Below are 15358 nucleotides of genomic sequence, written 5' to 3'. Positions count from 1 at the left end.
ACCTCTCTCGGTTCTCTCACCTAGAAACTTGTCTGATTCCGGCCATTCTTTTTAGCTCGATAGAGCGCTGTATCAGCAGCAAAAATAAACTCGTCAACAGAACTTGCCTTATTATACAATGCGACCCCAAGGCTTGCTGAAAGGAAGATTTCCCCAGAGCTAAAGGGACAACTTACAATTTTTTCCCTTACTCGCTCGGCTATTTTAAAAGCTTCATCTCGACTGGCTCCCGGCAATATAAGCAGAAATTCCTCCCCGCCATAGCGACCGACAACATCATATCTTCGAACTTGCTGAATAATACGAGAAGAAGCATCTCGAAGTACTTCATCGCCTATAAGGTGGCCGTACGTATCGTTCACTTGTTTAAAATGATCGAGGTCAAGAAGAGCGATGCTTAAAGGGTGATCCTCTCTTTCAGACCGGGCTATCTCGATCTCTAAATGCTCAAAAACCGCCCGCCTGTTTAGAAGGCCTGTAAGAGTATCATGATCGGCATGAAAACGGAGAGCTTCCTGTAAATCAACTATACGTTTCCCAGCTCCCACACGAAGATGCAACTCCTGAGCATCGAAAGGCTTCGTAATATAGTCATCCGCTCCAGCTTCAAGACCTGTCAAAATATGTTTTTTTTCATCTCGCACTGTAAGCATTATCAAATACGTATAAATAGAGTTCCCTTTGGTTTGTTCACGCTCTCTCAATCTACGGCATATCTCTGGTCCTTCTAAACCTGACATGAGCCAATCAATAATAGCCAGTTTCGGCGCTTCCTCACCAGTGAGAATGTGCCAAGCTTCATCCCCATCTGCTGCAGTTAGAACTTCATATCCCCATTTTTGCAAAAGAGACTGGAGCATAAATCTCGACGTAACATCATCTTCTGCCACAAGAACTTTCATTGCTCTCCCTCGTTTGGGAGGCTATTCCATTTCACACGTAGCCTCCATAAATAATTTTATATGCGTCTCCAAAGATCGAAGGGCGTCTTGGAAGGGCCCTGATCCCATACATTCTGCTTCTTTTTCCAAAGCCTCTGCCTGAAGGCTTATGGAAGTAGCCCCGACATTAGCGCTTGCTCCTCGAATAGTATGGGCAAGTCGAGCAACTTCTCGAATTGCCCCCTTTTCCACAGATTCCAGCAAAGACTGAAAAAGCTTAGGAAGATCCTGTCGAAAAGTCTGAAGTATTTCTTTTAAGAGCTCTTCATCTCCACCCAATCTCTGCAAAAGCTCTTGCTTCTGAAAAACAAAAAGGGGCTTTTCTAGCTGTGTTATCAGCATATCCGCAAGCTCTTTCATCATGATGGGTTTTGTAAGATATCCGTCCATCCCTTTCAACAAACATCGCTTCTTCTCGCTTTCTTGGGCATTTGCTGTCATAGCCACTATGGGGATTCGATTATTTTTCCCACAGAGATTTGTCGACCGAATGGCCTGCGTCACCTCTAAACCATCCATTCCTGGCATTTGTATATCCATAAAAATAAGATCATATTCTTTTCGTCCAAGAACCTCCAAAGCTTCTTCCCCGCCAGAAACAGCCTCAGCCATACAGCCTAGCTTTCGAAGAAAGCCGAGTGCTACTTTTCTATTCGTCTCTGAATCTTCAACAACAAGAACGTAAGGAGTTTTAGAAAACATCACGGGCTGAGGAGACAATAAAGTTTCCTCCTCTTCTGCTGCTTCGGGAGGATCGTTCACGGGCCTTTCTCTTGTTTCTTTTAGCGGTAATGTAAACCAAAAAACCGAGCCATGATTCTCTTGTTTTTTTACCCCTACTGAACCACCCATCAGTTCGACGAGGTCTTTTACTATAGCTAGACCTAAACCTGTTCCTCCATATTTTCGGCTTGTGGAAGGATCAAGTTGAGTAAAAGAATGAAAAAGCTTCGGGAATTGATCCTCAGGAATTCCCACACCTGTATCCGAGACTTTAAAAAACAGCATGCGAGAACCCGAAATAGCCTCTGTTCGCTCTAGCACTTCAAGAGAAACATACCCGACATGAGTAAATTTTAACGCATTCCCCAATAAATTGGAAAGAATCTGTCGGATGCGTCCAGGATCTCCCACGCAAACAGATGGAACATCTTCGTGAACATGAACTCTCAATTCAAGCCTTTTTCGCTCTGCAAGAGGACGGATACTTTTTATAACGTCCTCGACAAGATTAAAGATAGAAATTGGAACCTCTTCTAGATCGATTTTCCCTGCTTCTATTTTAGAAAAATCAAGGATGTCATTAATGAGACGCAAAAGATTTTGAGCCTCTTTGAAAATAATTCGAACCATATCATGCGGTTCATCGTCAAGAGAAGAGTCAAGTAATAGACGAGCCATTCCAAGAATAGCATTCATAGGAGTGCGAATTTCATGACTCACATTGGCTAAAAAACGGTCTTTCGCCTGCACTGCCTGCTCCAACTGATGCTCTGACTCTTCTAACCGTTTGACCTTCATATTCAACTCTTCGTTCAGGCTGTTGATAAGGCTATAATATTCAGCATCTCTTAGCATGTTTGCGATGGAATTCAAAACCACCGTCAAAAAAGCATAAGAAATATCAAGAATCTCTGAAGGATCTTCATCTAGCAAGGCTACCATTAAGCCTAACGTTCGCCCTTGATTAATAATGGAGTGTAAAAGAAGAAACGAAGTGTCATCAGAAGAACGGATGACAACAGGTCTATTCCTATCAATAACCCATGCCACAGTCCTGTCCTCAATCAGATTATCTTTTTCTTTTTCAATAAAAGGGAACCTTTCCTGAGGGTCACAATAATAACAGGTGAAATCTAAACCATCCTCAGAGAAAAGGTAAAAGGCGATAGTTTTTACTTTTACAAAAAGGCGAACCCGCGTGGCAGCTTGCTGCAGGATAATCTCAACATCCATAGATCGGTTTAGCCCCGTAGTAAAGCCGGCAGAACTAATGGCAGCTTCCAGTACCTGTTGAACTGCCTTCTTTTCTTCTAATAAATTTCCCATTCTTTGTTCTAAAGATTCGATAGTTTGATAAGGATCCATTCTACTTCTCCATTTATCTATGCTACAAGGAAAATTTTCATAATCTCCGCAATCTGACGATCTCCTTGCACCAGAACCGTTTCCAACATACCCTTCGATAATCCCAAAAGCTCCCACATCTCTTTTGAAAAAGGAGGAACTATATAATTTCCGCTAGTCCCTATACGTGTAGCATTAGCTAAAAGATCAGCGGCACATATTATTACGGCATCTTTTTCATGATCCCCTGCATCCAGAGGTGAGTGATGATGGGCTACGAGAATTTGAATAGGTTCAGGTATATTCCATTCCCTTAGAAGAAGTCCTCCCAATTGTGCGTGATCAAAACCTAACCAACGGCACTCGGTTATTAACAGGGGTACCTTTTCCCTTTCTGCCTCTTCAATAGCACGGGTCATATATTGAGGAAGTTTCGTATAAAGTACCACTCGACCTATATCATGAAGCAATCCTGCAAGGAAGAAACGCTCTTCTGAAGGAAGACGTTTCATATAGGCAAGAAGTCTTGCAAAAACACCACATGCAATGGAATGTTTCCAAAAAGATTTCATATCTACATACGAAGAAGGTATATTTTTAAAAACATTTATCGTGGAGACAGCAAGAGCAAGAGATGTTAACTGATTAGCACCCACTATCGCAATAGCTCTGGACACTGATTGAATAGGAGATGGGAACCCATAAAAAGAACTATTCACAAGGCGCAGTAATCGGACAGTCAGGCTGGGATCTGTGCTTACAACTTTAGCAATATGAGTAGCCGAACTCACAGGAGAGTTCAGAACCTCTTGAATCTTAAAATAAATATCAGGGAAGGAAAAAAGACGGATCTCCCCTGTAACCAACTTGTCTAAAGAAGGCAGGGGCAACTTGCTTTCCGTACGCAAAAAGCCTGAACGTAGAGGCGATGCAAAATCTCGCTTCTCTTCATCTGGTAAAAGACGAGAAGGGAGCAAAAAAGCCATTCTTTTTACGCACAGTTGATAAAGCTCCTTCATTTCTTCTTCTAGGGAATCTACTGCAGGGAAATACTTTTCCACAAGATCTGTTGCGCGTTTTTGCTTATATTCTTCTATCTTTTGCTCCTCATGAATTTGGTGGTCATCAACACCCTCTACATCAACTTCAGTAATTCCCCAAATTTTAAATATCTGAACATATTGCACCTTCAGAGATGTCCCTTTCCCAAGAACAAACCGACCATTCGGAGCATGTACGTCGCTTTTAAGAACCATTCCTTCTCGTAGATTACCGACGCTTACGATCCCCATCGTTAGACTCTCCTTAACATTCACCCTTCTTATTTATTATACCTCATTGGCGTAAAAGGATTGTGTACCTTATGCACCCCAACATCACGTGAATATATTATCTGCTATACTACTCATATTATGAATAACTTCTCTTTATTACTAAACAACTTGAAACATAAAAACATTCTCGGAGTTAATCCTCCTGTATTTGACTTCGCCTATTTCGATTTTTGGGCTAAGCCGCTGGGGTTATTATATATACTAGAGTATTTAAGAAAACACGAAAACAATGTTTCTCTTCTTGATTGTATCTATGAAGGACGCGACAAGCCGAAAGGTTTTGGCCGCTATAAACCACAACGAAAGCAAATAAAAAAGCCCACCCCTTATCAACATATTCCACGAAAATATTATCATTTTGGGATAACAGAAGAAGCATTCGAAGAGAAGCTTTCTCAAATACAACAGCCAGATTTAATTCTTCTCACATCCGGAATGACCTATTGGTATCTCGGCGTAAAATGGTGCATTGACAGACTTAAAAAGTTCTTCCCTCACACACCAATATTGTTAGGAGGAATTTACGCCCAACTTTGTCCTGAACATGCTCAAACACTTGGCGCCGATGGAGTACAAACAGAACCATTCCTCCTTGAGAGCCCTTTTCCTGCACTTGATCTCTATGAAGAACCTGAATATGGAATAATAATGACTTCAAGAGGATGCCCTTTGCATTGTGAATACTGCGCATCAAAAAAACTTTGGCCCACATATCGACAGCGTTCACTTAAAGAAATTATGCGGGAAATTACCTTTCAAGATGGCATTTCCAGTGTAAAGGACATGGCTTTTTATGATGATGCTCTCTTAATAAATAAAGAACGGCATTTCTACCCTCTCTGCAATGAATTGCAGAAAAACTTTCATCATCTACATTACCATACCCCCAATGGTCTTCATGTTCGAGAAATTGACGAAACATGCGCTCATTATCTACGTGAAACTGGATTCAAAACCATCCGCCTCAGCTTAGAAAGCACGGATCCTGTAATACAACAGGTTAGCTCCAGTAAGGTATCAGACCATCAATACGTCAAAGCTGTGGGAAATTTATTAAAGGCTGGCTATACTCATCACGACATAGAAACATATATTCTCATTGGGCTACCAGAACAAAGCTATCAAAGTGTTTACAATGCTATTTCCTTTGTTCGTTCTTTAGGGGCCACTGTAAAAACTGCAGAATATTCGCCTATTCCTGGAACAGTCATGTTTGAAGACTGCGCAAAAAAGTTTCCCTTATTAAAAGAGGAGCCTCTCTATCAAAATAATACCGCTTACTGTGGATATGTTTCAGAAGACATCGCTCCTGAAGAGTTGCAACAGCTAAAGAACCTGGCTCACAAGGGGGCTTAGATATAATATAAAATAAAAAGAAGGTGGGAAAATGGGGAAAGTAATAGCGGAGTTAGTAGTTGTACCATTAGGGACAGGCTCCCCTAGTGTTAGCAGTTATGTTGCCAATGTAGAAAGAGTTCTTGCCACATTTAACTTAAAACAGGAGCTTACTCCCATGGGGACCATTCTTGAAGGCGATCTAGACGAGGTATTAAAAGCCGTAAAAGCAGCGCACGAAGTACCTTTTCATAAAGGGGCTCTTCGAGTATCTACATCACTAAAAATCGATGAACGTCGGGATAAAGACCTGTCTATGGAGGGGAAAATAGCGTCGGTAAAGCAAAAATTAAAGTAGCACATCTTCACCCCATAACAATAAAGATAGAAATGGAGGAGATGTGCGTTGTTCAAAATTATAAAGAAAAAGGGCCCCCTTCAACCCATTCGCTACGGCCCTTACATTGGTTTATGCGTTTTCTGTTGCTTGTTTATGATTTTTGGTATAGTTATGTCATCGTCCCCTGCCATATTGCTAAAAGGCATCTGCGCTATTATACAAGACCCAGATTATCTTATTAGCGACTATATAGGAATCGGTGACATTGGTGCTGCTTTTTTTAATAGTGGTCTTCTTACTTTCCTTATGACGGCTCTTCTGTTCTTTTTCAAAATCAACATTACCGGCATCTCTATCTCTTCTCTTTTAACAGTCTCTGGTTTTGCTCTATTTGGGAAAAACATCTTGAACGTTTGGCCCATAGTGTTAGGAGTTTATTTCTACTCTCTCTACCAAAAAGAACATTTCTCACGGTACATTTATATCGCTCTTTTTGGAACGGCTTTAGCCCCTCTTGTCAGCCACCTACTTTTCAGCTCCCTTTTACCTCTTTTATTGCGCCCATTAGCAAGCTTTATTTTAGGAATTTCTGTAGGAATGATGCTTCCTCCCCTCGTTTCTGCTTTTTTGCGTTTCCATCAAGGATACAACCTTTACAATGTAGGATTTGTAACAGGTGTTTTAGGGACAGTCTATGTATCTATTCTCCGTTCTTACGGGCTTTTAGTGGAGACCCGGATGATCTGGACTACTGGTAATAACAAGCTTTTAGGGACATTTTTCATCGCCATTTTTATTATCATGATTTGTACCGCTTTCACCCTTGACAGGTGGAGTAAGATAAAGTGGGTAATGGCTTATAGTGGACGTGCCGTGTCTGACTTTGTTATTTTAGAAGGATGGGGTGCTACCTTAATGAACATGGGGGCTATGGGACTTCTAGCCACCTTTTATATTCTTGTTATAGGTGGAGATCTTAATGGGCCTACCATAGGTGGCATCTTAACTGTAGTCGGATTTAGTGCCTTTGGGAAACATCCAAGAAATACCATCCCCATTATTTTAGGAATAGCACTAGGAGCCATAACGAAAAAATGGAGCCTCGCCGCTCCGCCCATTCAATTAGCCGCTTTGTTTGGAACAACTCTCGCACCTATTACAGGGGAATTTGGATGGAAATATGGAGTACTTGCGGGTTTTATCCATTCTTCTGTGGTTTTGAATGTAGGAATGCTCCACGCAGGATTTAACCTTTACAATAATGGATTTTCTGGAGGGCTAGTAGCTGCCGTACTGTTGCCGTTAATCGAAGCCTTTGCCGGAGGTGGTAAGAGATCATGAAACAGGAACGAATTCGAGTGACAAAAATGGCAGGGGAACTCATTAATGATTTTCTCACTTTTCTAGGTTGTAACAATATTAATCTTCATATTTGTGAGGATCCAGATGCTTTTCTCATTCACATAACAGGGGTATTTCAAGATCTATCAGAAGAGCGGTTACAAAGAATGAAAAATCTTCTCTGTCAACCTCGGAATTATGAGTTGGAAGAAATGTACTGGAGTCTTTCGAGCGAGAGAGATACAGATGCAGAATTACATCTAGTAGGCATTATGACTGATGAAGTGACGATATCAAGAGACCCGAAGAAAAAACTCTTATCTATTCACTTAGTTCGAAAAAAATAGAGCGGCATATGCCGCTCTATTTTTACAATGTCTTGTTTGGAAGCGATTATGGCGGTTCTTCTACTCTCCAACCTAAACCACACAATGAAGTTATTTATAAAGAACTCGGTTTCAAAAGAGAAAACCTTGAAGAAATATCTTCTAATGCTGGGCCTTGGTAAAACCTGTTGACTCCTTGCCTAAAACGCTTATACTGTCGGAATGTTTTGCTTAAATATAAGCAAAATCGCGGGAGGAAAGCGTATATGAATCATCTTATAAAGGACTATGGAGTATATCTACCCATGTTAAGCACTACATTATTATGGGCTGGAGCATATATCTGCGGCAAATTAGGTGTTGATGAATTTATACCTTTACATCTGCTTTTTTTCCGTTTTCTTATAGCTTCTATTTTTATCTTTATCGTCATTGCTTTGCGAAAAAAAGGAGAATGGAAAATATCAATACATGACATTCCAATACTGTTCCTTCTTGGTTTTACAGGCGTTTTTGCAAATAACTTTTTCTTTTTTCTTGCGTTACTCTACACATCTGTAACAAATGCCGCGATTATTTTTGCTACAACACCGTTCATGACAGCTATTCTGGCCTTTGTCTTTCTTAAAGAACCTTTAGGGCTTAAAAATATATGTGCTTTGATAATAGCTCTTTCAGGTGTCGTTTTTCTCATTACAAACGGGGACATACACGCCCTACTTCATATGGACTTCAACATTGGAGATTTTTATGAAGTTGGAGCTTCTTTTGCCTTGGCCATTTTTACAATCATAAGCAGAAAGGTCGCCAACAATTATCCTCCAATAACTATGGTGAGCTACGAAAATCTTTTCTCTCTTATTATCACTATTCCATTTTTGTTGGTAACTGGTGCTTTCGATTTTCAAGTTACCCCTACATATAAAGGGTGGCTCTCCATTTTATATCTTGGAATATTTGCATCTGCCCTAGGTTATATCTTTCAACAAATTTCCATAAAAAGTATAGGAGCAAGTAAATCTGCTGCTTTCTTAAACCTAACTCCTTTTCTTTCCGTTCTGCTTGGAATGGTCTTCTTAAGAGAAAGTCTCTCTGCTGTGAAGATTATCAGCGGCATGTTGATTTTAGCTGGAATATACCTCAACTCTTATTCAACTTGTCGCTCTGTTCCTCGTGTCAAAAAGTGCCATAATAACTAGATGCATGGAGAAATAAGCAGCGGGAGGAATTTTAAATGTCAGGGAACATACGAAAAAATATAACACCGGGCCTTCGAGTTAAAATCGTTCAAAAGCAGCATCAAAGAACGGGACAGCTAACTGAAGGTATCGTTAAAGATCTCCTCACAAAAAGCCCGACGCATCCCCACGGGATAAAGGTTCGCCTAGAAAGTGGCATTGTAGGAAGAGTTCAGGAGATATTGGAGTAAGGTAAACAAGCCGTTTTTCGGGTTCCCGAAACGGCTTGTTTTATATAGCTCACCTAGAGGCTGCCAAGCTATCCGATAGTATGAGCAAAGCCACTATAAACAGCAATCTCGACAAAACACTTCAACAACTCTATAAGAATACCGAGAATGCTTCTTATCTAACCTATTGGCCAAGAAGCATATAGGAGTTCTAAAACTTTTGAGAGTTTAATCTTTATCTAAAAATTCTGCTTGGGATTGTCCAATAAACAGACTTGCTTTTTTACGATGATAAAACAAAAAAGCCATTTCGGGTTTCCTGAAATGGCTTTGAATTATCTGGCTCCTCGGGCAGGACTCGAACCTGCAACCTAGTGGTTAACAGCCACCCGCTCTGCCGATTGAGCTACCGAGGAATGTCATTATATTAAACTGCCAAAATATATTATGGAGGCGGCACCCGGATTCGAACCGGGGATAAAGGATTTGCAGTCCTCTGCCTTACCACTTGGCTATGCCGCCACCATTGAAAAGTCTTTGGAGCGGAAGACGGGATTTGAACCCGCGACCCCAACCTTGGCAAGGTTGTGCTCTACCCCTGAGCTACTTCCGCATGTTGACGGTAAGTGGTGGCGGGACCCAGAATCGAACTGGGGACACGCGGATTTTCAGTCCGCTGCTCTACCTACTGAGCTATCCCGCCTTGTCCCTATCAAAGATAAAAAATGGCGGGGCCGACGAGACTCGAACTCGCGACCTTCGGCGTGACAGGCCGACGCTCTAACCAACTGAGCTACGACCCCACCACAATCTTTCACTCAAAGTCCTGGGTTTGGTTTTGGTGGGCGGAACAGGGTTCGAACCTGTGACCCCTTGCGTGTAAGGCAAGTGTTCTTCCGCTGAACTATCCGCCCCGTTCACCGCTCAACCAACGCGAAGGATAGTATATCTATGACTGCAGAATATGTCAACACCTTGACAAAAGGAATTTTGCTGCATTTTCTCCTAATAGATTATCTACCCCCTCTTTCTCTCCAAATATCTGATTAAAAATCTTTTTATACCTCTCAAAAGAGAGAATTGGGAAATCTGACCCATAAAACATTTTCTCTAATATTCCCGCACCTATTATGGCTTGAAAAATTTGTGGTTGATAGAGCCATGGAAGGGCTGCCGTATCATATCTGGCATTTTGAAGGTATTTCTTCATTTCCGGCATCAATTCATAAAGCCAAAGTCCGCCGCCAAAGTGAGCAAAAATAACTTTTGCTTCTGGATGGTTTATACAAAATTGAGCGGCTTCTTTAGGCCCTACATTTCCCTTCCCAGGATAATCATGGCCAACAGGTTCTGCCGTGTGAAAAAGAAGAGTCATTCCAGCCTCTTGAGAAGCACCGACAAAACGCCACGTCTGCCGAACATCATCGATGTTAAAGTGCTGCCCGCCTGGGAAAAGCTCCCCTACTCCTATAAGTCCTTCGTCGGCACACCGAAGTATTTCCTCCTCAGAACCTCTAGCTAAAGGAGGCACTACAGCAAACCCCTTCAAGCGATCAGGATATTTTTTGATACCTTCAATAACGTAATTATTACAATGACGGCATAACTCCAAATCCTTAAAAGCAAAACCGAATATCCACGATTGATCTATATCGTCCTCGTCCATTTGAACAATTACATCTTCTATCGTTGCCCACTTATGAACCTTTCCATGGGAAAGGAGTCCGAAGTAATCTTCTCTTTCAGATATTTTCTCGAAATCCTGTATTACATCTGGTGGATAAACGTGAACATGCGTATCAATAATCATCATTTTTCCATCCTTCCTCCGCTATCTTCCGACGTATTTGCGTAACAAATTGATGAGCCGCACGAGTAGGTTCGGGAAGTCGATACTTTATACACGCTTTCAAAACTAACTCTACCGATTTTTCAAGAGAAATTCGATGGCCAGGGCTTATGAATAGAGGTTTCACTCCATTTCTAGAGCGAAGAACGTACCCTACATGCTCTTCTTGATAGAATAATGGTGATCGACTCCCTTTCTCGTTCCCAGGATCATCATAAACGCCAACAAGGTGGCTTTTTGCCACCCCTATAGTCACAAAATTTGTAAGAACCCCAAAGTGAGAAGCAAGACCTATTCTCCGTGGATGGGCTATTCCCGCCCCATCAATCATCCAAAGGTCTGGGCTCAATTCCAAGCGCTCAAGAGCGGCAAAAAGTGCTGGAACCTCTCTATAAGAGAGTAAACCCGTTAAATAAGGGAAAGAAACTGGATATATTGCCCATGTATAGGAGATAGGAGAGAATGTTCCCCACTCCATGCAAACAATCCCCGCAATGGCCAATGCTTTTTTGCCTCGTCTGCTATACGCTACATCTACTCCCGCCACTGTGGTGAGCCGAAAAGGCTCATCGCGGATAGATACTTTTTCTGCAAGAAGTCGTTGTTCAGCTATCGCATGTTGAAAAGAATCAGGCACAATAAATTTCAAGAATATGCCCCCAACTATAAGTTAGCTACACTATACCTCTTTTGATGTTTTCTCGTCTAGAAAACAAAAGAGGCTGCCTCTTAAGTACAAGGGCAGCCTCCTCATCATTTTTAACAGTATGTGCAGACGTTCTACTTAACTTCGACTTCAGCTCCAGCCTCTTCAAACTTCTTTTTCAGCTCTTCAGCCTCGTCCTTGCTTACAGCTTCCTTTACAGGTTTAGGAGCGTTATCTACAAGCTCTTTAGCCTCTTTCAGGCCAAGGCCTGTAACTTCACGAACAACCTTAATTGTAGCAATCTTGTTAGAGCCAGCACCCTTCAAAACTACATCAAACTCGGTCTTCTCTTCCTCTGCAGCAGCTGCAGGGGCGGCGCCTGGCATCATCATGGGCATAGCCATGGCAGGAGCAGAAGCAGAAACTCCAAACTTATCCTCAAGAGCCTTTACGAGCTCAGAAAGCTCTAATACCGTCATACCTTCAATAGCCTGAATGATCTCTTCGTGGGTCATTTCTATTGTTCCTCCTTAATCAAAACTCTTCAAATTTAGTTTATATTCATTTTTAACATACCCATTCCCAATGGGGTATTACGCTACCCTTATTAGGCAGCCTGCTCTTTCTTCTCCTTGATCTGAGAGAGGCATGTGGCCAACCCTCTGATCGGGCCGGAAAGAACTGTAACAAGGCCAGACAAAGGAGCTGCGATGGTGCGAACCACCTGAGCAACAAGCACTTCCTTCGATGGGAGATCTGCCAAAGCTTCGACCTGGGCTACATTTAAAATAGAATCGCCCAAAACTCCACCCTTTAAGATAAAAGCCTTATTCGCTTTATCTTTAGCAAAGTCTTTAAACACCTTTGCGACAGCAACAGGATCGCTGTAAGCCATAGTATAAACGTTAGGGCCAGCCATAATATCTTCTGGAACAGGCATCTCTTCTTCTCGAAGAGCAATTTTCATGAGGGTATTTTTAGCTACCTTCATTTCGCCGTCAGCTGCTCTGACTTTAGCGCGAAGATCTGTAATCTGAGCTACAGTAAGACCTCTGTACTCTGCCACAAAAACTGCTTCGGTCTTGTTGAGCATTTCTTTCAACTCATCAACTAAATCATACTTAACTTTTGCAGGCATGTGTTCACCTCCTCTTCAAAAAAAATCTCCCGACCCATCTAGGTCGGGAGATTCTAACATTACAAAAGATAACGTATCTTTCAAAGATAACACTTATCCTTGGCATGTAACCTCCAAACCTCGGTGGGTGGATTACTCCATTAGACGCTTGAAGCGCGCCCACTGTCTTAGGCTTGTCAAAATATCTTATTTAATTGTAGTTTTCTTATGCTTCCGCAGCTATTTCTTTCGCAGCAGCTATAGGATCTATCTTTATGCCAACACCCATAGTAGGGGCGATATAAAAGCTCTTTACATAGGTACCTTTCACTGAAGCAGGGCGAGCCTTTACAATCGTCTGATACAAAGCTTTTACATTCTCATACAGCTGTTGAGCCTCGAAGCTCTTCTTCCCTACCATATTATGAATTATAGCAGCCTTATCAACACGGAACTCCACACGACCAGCCTTAATTTCTTTCACGGCATCAGCTATATCGAAGGTTACTGTACCCGTCTTAGCACTTGGCATTAAACCCCGTGGCCCTAAAATTTTCCCCAAGCGACCTACATTTTTCATCATATCTGGAGTAGCAATTACCGCGTCGAAATCAAGCCAACCTGTACTAATCTTCTGAATCAAATCATCTCCGCCGACAAAGTCCGCGCCTGCCTCTTCAGCTTCCTTAACCTTTTCTCCGGCAGCAAGAACCAGCACTCTTTTAGTAACTCCCGTACCATGGGGTAAAATTACCGTCCCACGAACTTGCTGGTCTGCATGGCGGGGATCGACGCCGAGACGGATATGAACTTCGAGGCTTTCATCAAACTTCGCAGTAGAAACTTCTTTAAAAAGATCGATGGCCTCTCGCAATCCGTACAGTTTCGTGCTGTCTACTTTTTCCCTTATAGCTAAATAACGTTTACCTCTTTTTGCCATTTTAAAGTCCCTCCTCGTGGTCATAGCGGGTCTGGCCGACCCTGCCACAATCGCTAAACAAAAAAACTAGCCGACGATTTCAATCCCCATTGAACGAGCTGTGCCTTCTACCATGCGCATAGCCGCATCCACATCATTGGCATTCAAATCTGCTTTTTTAAGCTCAGCTATCTCTCTCACCTTATCGCGGCTCACCTTTGCCACCTTTACCTTATCGGGCTCACCAGACGCCCGTTCAATCCCCGCAGCCTTCTTCAACAAAACACTTGCAGGGGGAGTTTTAAGGATAAAAGTGAAACTCCTGTCAGCATATACCGTCAAAATAGCCGGGATAATCATCCCTGCCTGATCTGAAGTTTTGGCGTTAAACTGCTTACAAAACTCCATAATATTCACGCCATGCTGACCAAGAGCCGGCCCTACAGGGGGAGCCGGGGTGGCCTTACCTGCAGGCAACTGCAACTTGATCTGCGCAACTACTTTCTTTGCCATTACCGCTATCTCCTCTCGTTACTGCAAAGCTCTCCTCCGCCTTTTAAACAAAGAGTTAGAAGAGCGCCCGCTTTAGGTTCTATATATACTTAGAGCTTCTCCAGCTCCATATAGTCAGTTTCCACGACAGTCTCCCGTCCAAAGACCGTCACCGTAAATTTTACCTTCCCTTTTTCAGGAACAATCTCCACTACAGGGCCTACTTGCCCTTCAAAAGGACCGCTCTTCACCTTTACAATATCCCCAATTTTAAGGTTCATCTCAATCTTAGGTTTAGCTTGATCCTTCCCAATCTTGCTCATAATTTCTTTTACTTCTTTTTCAGAAAGAGGAATAGGGTGATTTCCTGCTCCAACAAAACCTGTAACACCAGGAGTATGGCGGACGACATACCAAGATTGATCGTTCAGCTTCATCTCCACAAGCACATAGCTCGGATAAAGTTTCCGTGTCACTTTTTTACTTTTGCCATCTTTTACGAAAACACGCTCTTCCACCGGGACTAGGACACTAAAAATCTCTTCATCCATACCCATAGTCGCTATTCTCTGCTCGAGATTAGCTTTAACCCTGTTTTCGTACCCAGCATAAGTCTGAACGATATACCAGCGCCGCTCAACATTACTTTCCATCACACAATGGGGGGTCGGACGGGCCCCCTCACCTCCCTGCTTTCTATTTACGTTACTTGTGGCGTAGCATTCTTACTGGTATCACTAACCAATAAGCCTCGACAAAAGACCCGTTAACGCTAAATCAATAACGCCGAGATATGCAGCAACAAAAAGGGTAAATACTATTACTACCAGAGTTGAATACCACACCTGTTTCTTCCCTGGCCACGTTACTTTCTTAAGCTCGGCTCTTGCTTCACGCACGAAGCTGAGGATTTTTTCCATAACCTCGGCCTCCTATCTTTAAACAAAAAAAATGGCAGGCCCGGCAGGACTCGAACCTGCAACCCCCGGTTTTGGAGACCAGTGCTCTGCCAATTGAGCTACGGACCTGCGAGCAGCGTATATTCTACACTACTTAGTTTCTTTATGCAAGGTGTGTTTATCGCACCACTTGCAATATTTGTTAAGTTCCAGTTTCTTTGATTGCTTTTTCTTATTCACTGTGGTCGTGTAATTTCTCTGCTTACACTCAGTGCACTGCAAACCTACAATATCTGCCATAAAAATTCCCTTCTTCCCAATTACCCAAGAATTTCAGTTACAAC

General features: G+C 42.4%; 19 protein-coding genes, 7 tRNA genes and 1 other annotated feature. Of the genes, 7 read left to right on the top strand and 19 right to left on the bottom strand.

All coding sequences use genetic code 11. The features are described 5' to 3' along the window. Positions 1–20: 20 nt before the first annotated feature. From B4J50_RS08200 to B4J50_RS08190, 3 genes are read right to left on the bottom strand one after another with little or no spacing between them, the layout of a single operon-like run. Positions 21–902 (bottom strand): GGDEF domain-containing response regulator, encoded by an 882-nt coding sequence (locus B4J50_RS08200; protein WP_286846451.1) that lies wholly within the window; start codon positions 900–902, stop codon positions 21–23. Between the two features lie 21 nt (positions 903–923). Further along, positions 924–3029 carry a GAF domain-containing hybrid sensor histidine kinase/response regulator gene (locus B4J50_RS08195; RefSeq protein ID WP_286846452.1) on the bottom strand — a complete coding sequence of 702 codons (2106 nt, stop codon included), beginning with the start codon at positions 3027–3029 and terminating at the stop codon, positions 924–926. Positions 3030–3046: 17 nt separating this feature from the next. Beyond that, positions 3047–4300, bottom strand: coding sequence for an HDOD domain-containing protein (locus B4J50_RS08190; protein ID WP_286846454.1), 1254 nt, complete (start codon positions 4298–4300; stop codon positions 3047–3049). A 150-nt stretch (positions 4301–4450) separates the two neighbouring features. On the opposite strand from B4J50_RS08190, the gene B4J50_RS08185 reads away from it, so the two are divergent. From B4J50_RS08185 to B4J50_RS08155, 7 genes are all read left to right on the top strand, one after another. Further along, the gene (locus B4J50_RS08185; protein WP_286846456.1) at positions 4451–5698 is read left to right on the top strand and encodes a B12-binding domain-containing radical SAM protein; all 1248 of its coding nucleotides are present in this window, start codon (positions 4451–4453) and stop codon (positions 5696–5698) included. Between the two features lie 31 nt (positions 5699–5729). After that, positions 5730–6035 (top strand): MTH1187 family thiamine-binding protein, encoded by a 306-nt coding sequence (locus tag B4J50_RS08180; protein ID WP_286846458.1) that lies wholly within the window; start codon positions 5730–5732, stop codon positions 6033–6035. 48 nt (positions 6036–6083) lie between these two features. Next, positions 6084–7358 carry a DUF1576 domain-containing protein gene (locus B4J50_RS08175; RefSeq protein ID WP_286846461.1) on the top strand — a complete coding sequence of 425 codons (1275 nt, stop codon included), beginning with the start codon at positions 6084–6086 and terminating at the stop codon, positions 7356–7358. Continuing rightward, positions 7355–7705, top strand: coding sequence for a hypothetical protein (locus B4J50_RS08170; RefSeq protein WP_024823017.1), 351 nt, complete (start codon positions 7355–7357; stop codon positions 7703–7705). Before B4J50_RS08175 ends, B4J50_RS08170 begins: the two co-directional genes overlap by 4 nt. A gap of 8 nt (positions 7706–7713) precedes the next feature. Further along, positions 7714–7866: a hypothetical protein gene (locus B4J50_RS08165; protein ID WP_286846465.1), complete on the top strand. Its 153-nt coding sequence runs from the start codon at positions 7714–7716 to the stop codon at positions 7864–7866. A gap of 84 nt (positions 7867–7950) precedes the next feature. After that, on the top strand, positions 7951–8883 hold the full coding sequence (locus B4J50_RS08160; RefSeq protein WP_286954071.1) for a DMT family transporter: 933 nt from the start codon (positions 7951–7953) through the stop codon (positions 8881–8883). Between the two features lie 35 nt (positions 8884–8918). Next, positions 8919–9113 carry a YwbE family protein gene (locus B4J50_RS08155; RefSeq protein ID WP_024823019.1) on the top strand — a complete coding sequence of 65 codons (195 nt, stop codon included), beginning with the start codon at positions 8919–8921 and terminating at the stop codon, positions 9111–9113. 319 nt (positions 9114–9432) lie between these two features. On the opposite strand, the gene B4J50_RS08150 is transcribed toward B4J50_RS08155, so the two are convergent. From B4J50_RS08150 to rpmG, 16 genes are all read right to left on the bottom strand, one after another. Next, a tRNA-Asn gene (locus B4J50_RS08150) sits at positions 9433–9508 on the bottom strand. Between the two features lie 32 nt (positions 9509–9540). Then, a tRNA-Cys gene (locus B4J50_RS08145) sits at positions 9541–9614 on the bottom strand. Positions 9615–9630: 16 nt separating this feature from the next. Beyond that, positions 9631–9705: transfer RNA gene (locus B4J50_RS08140), tRNA-Gly, on the bottom strand. 14 nt (positions 9706–9719) lie between these two features. Next, positions 9720–9795 (bottom strand) — tRNA-Phe (locus B4J50_RS08135). Between the two features lie 23 nt (positions 9796–9818). Then, positions 9819–9895, bottom strand: a tRNA-Asp gene (locus tag B4J50_RS08130). A gap of 36 nt (positions 9896–9931) precedes the next feature. Next, a tRNA-Val gene (locus B4J50_RS08125) sits at positions 9932–10006 on the bottom strand. Positions 10007–10059: 53 nt separating this feature from the next. Continuing rightward, a complete protein-coding gene (locus B4J50_RS08120) occupies positions 10060–10902 on the bottom strand; it encodes an amidohydrolase family protein (RefSeq protein ID WP_024823020.1) in 843 nt (280 codons plus the stop codon). Beyond that, positions 10892–11590 carry a deoxyribonuclease V gene (gene nfi / locus B4J50_RS08115; RefSeq protein ID WP_024823021.1) on the bottom strand — a complete coding sequence of 233 codons (699 nt, stop codon included), beginning with the start codon at positions 11588–11590 and terminating at the stop codon, positions 10892–10894. The genes B4J50_RS08120 and nfi overlap by 11 nt, the downstream gene beginning before the upstream one ends. A gap of 131 nt (positions 11591–11721) precedes the next feature. Continuing rightward, positions 11722–12102 carry a 50S ribosomal protein L7/L12 gene (rplL, locus tag B4J50_RS08110; RefSeq protein WP_024823022.1) on the bottom strand — a complete coding sequence of 127 codons (381 nt, stop codon included), beginning with the start codon at positions 12100–12102 and terminating at the stop codon, positions 11722–11724. Between the two features lie 92 nt (positions 12103–12194). Continuing rightward, positions 12195–12725 carry a 50S ribosomal protein L10 gene (gene rplJ, locus B4J50_RS08105; RefSeq protein ID WP_024823023.1) on the bottom strand — a complete coding sequence of 177 codons (531 nt, stop codon included), beginning with the start codon at positions 12723–12725 and terminating at the stop codon, positions 12195–12197. Between the two features lie 10 nt (positions 12726–12735). Then, positions 12736–12915 (bottom strand) — a sequence feature (ribosomal protein L10 leader region). A gap of 15 nt (positions 12916–12930) precedes the next feature. Continuing rightward, positions 12931–13644: a 50S ribosomal protein L1 gene (rplA, locus tag B4J50_RS08100; protein ID WP_024823024.1), complete on the bottom strand. Its 714-nt coding sequence runs from the start codon at positions 13642–13644 to the stop codon at positions 12931–12933. A gap of 66 nt (positions 13645–13710) precedes the next feature. Next, the gene (gene rplK / locus B4J50_RS08095) at positions 13711–14136 is read right to left on the bottom strand and encodes a 50S ribosomal protein L11 (RefSeq protein WP_024823025.1); all 426 of its coding nucleotides are present in this window, start codon (positions 14134–14136) and stop codon (positions 13711–13713) included. 89 nt (positions 14137–14225) lie between these two features. Further along, a complete protein-coding gene (gene nusG, locus B4J50_RS08090; protein WP_024823026.1) occupies positions 14226–14768 on the bottom strand; it encodes a transcription termination/antitermination protein NusG in 543 nt (180 codons plus the stop codon). Between the two features lie 84 nt (positions 14769–14852). Then, entirely contained in the window at positions 14853–15035 is a 183-nt protein-coding gene (gene secE, locus B4J50_RS08085) for a preprotein translocase subunit SecE (protein WP_024823027.1), read from the bottom strand. 32 nt (positions 15036–15067) lie between these two features. Further along, positions 15068–15143: transfer RNA gene (locus B4J50_RS08080), tRNA-Trp, on the bottom strand. 21 nt (positions 15144–15164) lie between these two features. Next, the gene (gene rpmG, locus B4J50_RS08075; protein WP_024823028.1) at positions 15165–15314 is read right to left on the bottom strand and encodes a 50S ribosomal protein L33; all 150 of its coding nucleotides are present in this window, start codon (positions 15312–15314) and stop codon (positions 15165–15167) included. Positions 15315–15358 lie beyond the last annotated feature (44 nt).

The sequence above is a fragment of the Aminobacterium sp. UBA4908 genome, from assembly GCF_002398115.1.
Classification (GTDB): Bacteria; Synergistota; Synergistia; order Synergistales; family Aminobacteriaceae; genus Aminobacterium; species Aminobacterium mobile.
Note: the sequence above shows the minus strand (reverse complement) of the source record. Positions and strands in the feature narration are given on the sequence as shown.

What these genes read in the sequence shown, in the direction of transcription:
- rplJ (WP_024823023.1), bottom strand. Translation starts at nt 12,725, where the DNA reads ATGCCTGCAAAAGTTAAGTATGATTTAGTTGATGAGTTGAAAGAAATG.
- B4J50_RS08155 (WP_024823019.1), top strand. Translation starts at nt 8,919, where the DNA reads ATGTCAGGGAACATACGAAAAAATATAACACCGGGCCTTCGAGTTAAA.
- B4J50_RS08180 (WP_286846458.1), top strand. Translation starts at nt 5,730, where the DNA reads ATGGGGAAAGTAATAGCGGAGTTAGTAGTTGTACCATTAGGGACAGGC.
- secE (WP_024823027.1), bottom strand. Translation starts at nt 15,035, where the DNA reads ATGGAAAAAATCCTCAGCTTCGTGCGTGAAGCAAGAGCCGAGCTTAAG.
- B4J50_RS08195 (WP_286846452.1), bottom strand. Translation starts at nt 3,029, where the DNA reads ATGGATCCTTATCAAACTATCGAATCTTTAGAACAAAGAATGGGAAAT.
- rplK (WP_024823025.1), bottom strand. Translation starts at nt 14,136, where the DNA reads ATGGCAAAGAAAGTAGTTGCGCAGATCAAGTTGCAGTTGCCTGCAGGT.
- B4J50_RS08170 (WP_024823017.1), top strand. Translation starts at nt 7,355, where the DNA reads ATGAAACAGGAACGAATTCGAGTGACAAAAATGGCAGGGGAACTCATT.
- B4J50_RS08160 (WP_286954071.1), top strand. Translation starts at nt 7,951, where the DNA reads ATGAATCATCTTATAAAGGACTATGGAGTATATCTACCCATGTTAAGC.
- B4J50_RS08190 (WP_286846454.1), bottom strand. Translation starts at nt 4,300, where the DNA reads ATGGGGATCGTAAGCGTCGGTAATCTACGAGAAGGAATGGTTCTTAAA.
- rpmG (WP_024823028.1), bottom strand. Translation starts at nt 15,314, where the DNA reads ATGGCAGATATTGTAGGTTTGCAGTGCACTGAGTGTAAGCAGAGAAAT.
- B4J50_RS08120 (WP_024823020.1), bottom strand. Translation starts at nt 10,902, where the DNA reads ATGATTATTGATACGCATGTTCACGTTTATCCACCAGATGTAATACAG.
- B4J50_RS08200 (WP_286846451.1), bottom strand. Translation starts at nt 902, where the DNA reads ATGAAAGTTCTTGTGGCAGAAGATGATGTTACGTCGAGATTTATGCTC.
- B4J50_RS08165 (WP_286846465.1), top strand. Translation starts at nt 7,714, where the DNA reads ATGCCGCTCTATTTTTACAATGTCTTGTTTGGAAGCGATTATGGCGGT.
- rplL (WP_024823022.1), bottom strand. Translation starts at nt 12,102, where the DNA reads ATGACCCACGAAGAGATCATTCAGGCTATTGAAGGTATGACGGTATTA.
- nusG (WP_024823026.1), bottom strand. Translation starts at nt 14,768, where the DNA reads ATGGAAAGTAATGTTGAGCGGCGCTGGTATATCGTTCAGACTTATGCT.
- rplA (WP_024823024.1), bottom strand. Translation starts at nt 13,644, where the DNA reads ATGGCAAAAAGAGGTAAACGTTATTTAGCTATAAGGGAAAAAGTAGAC.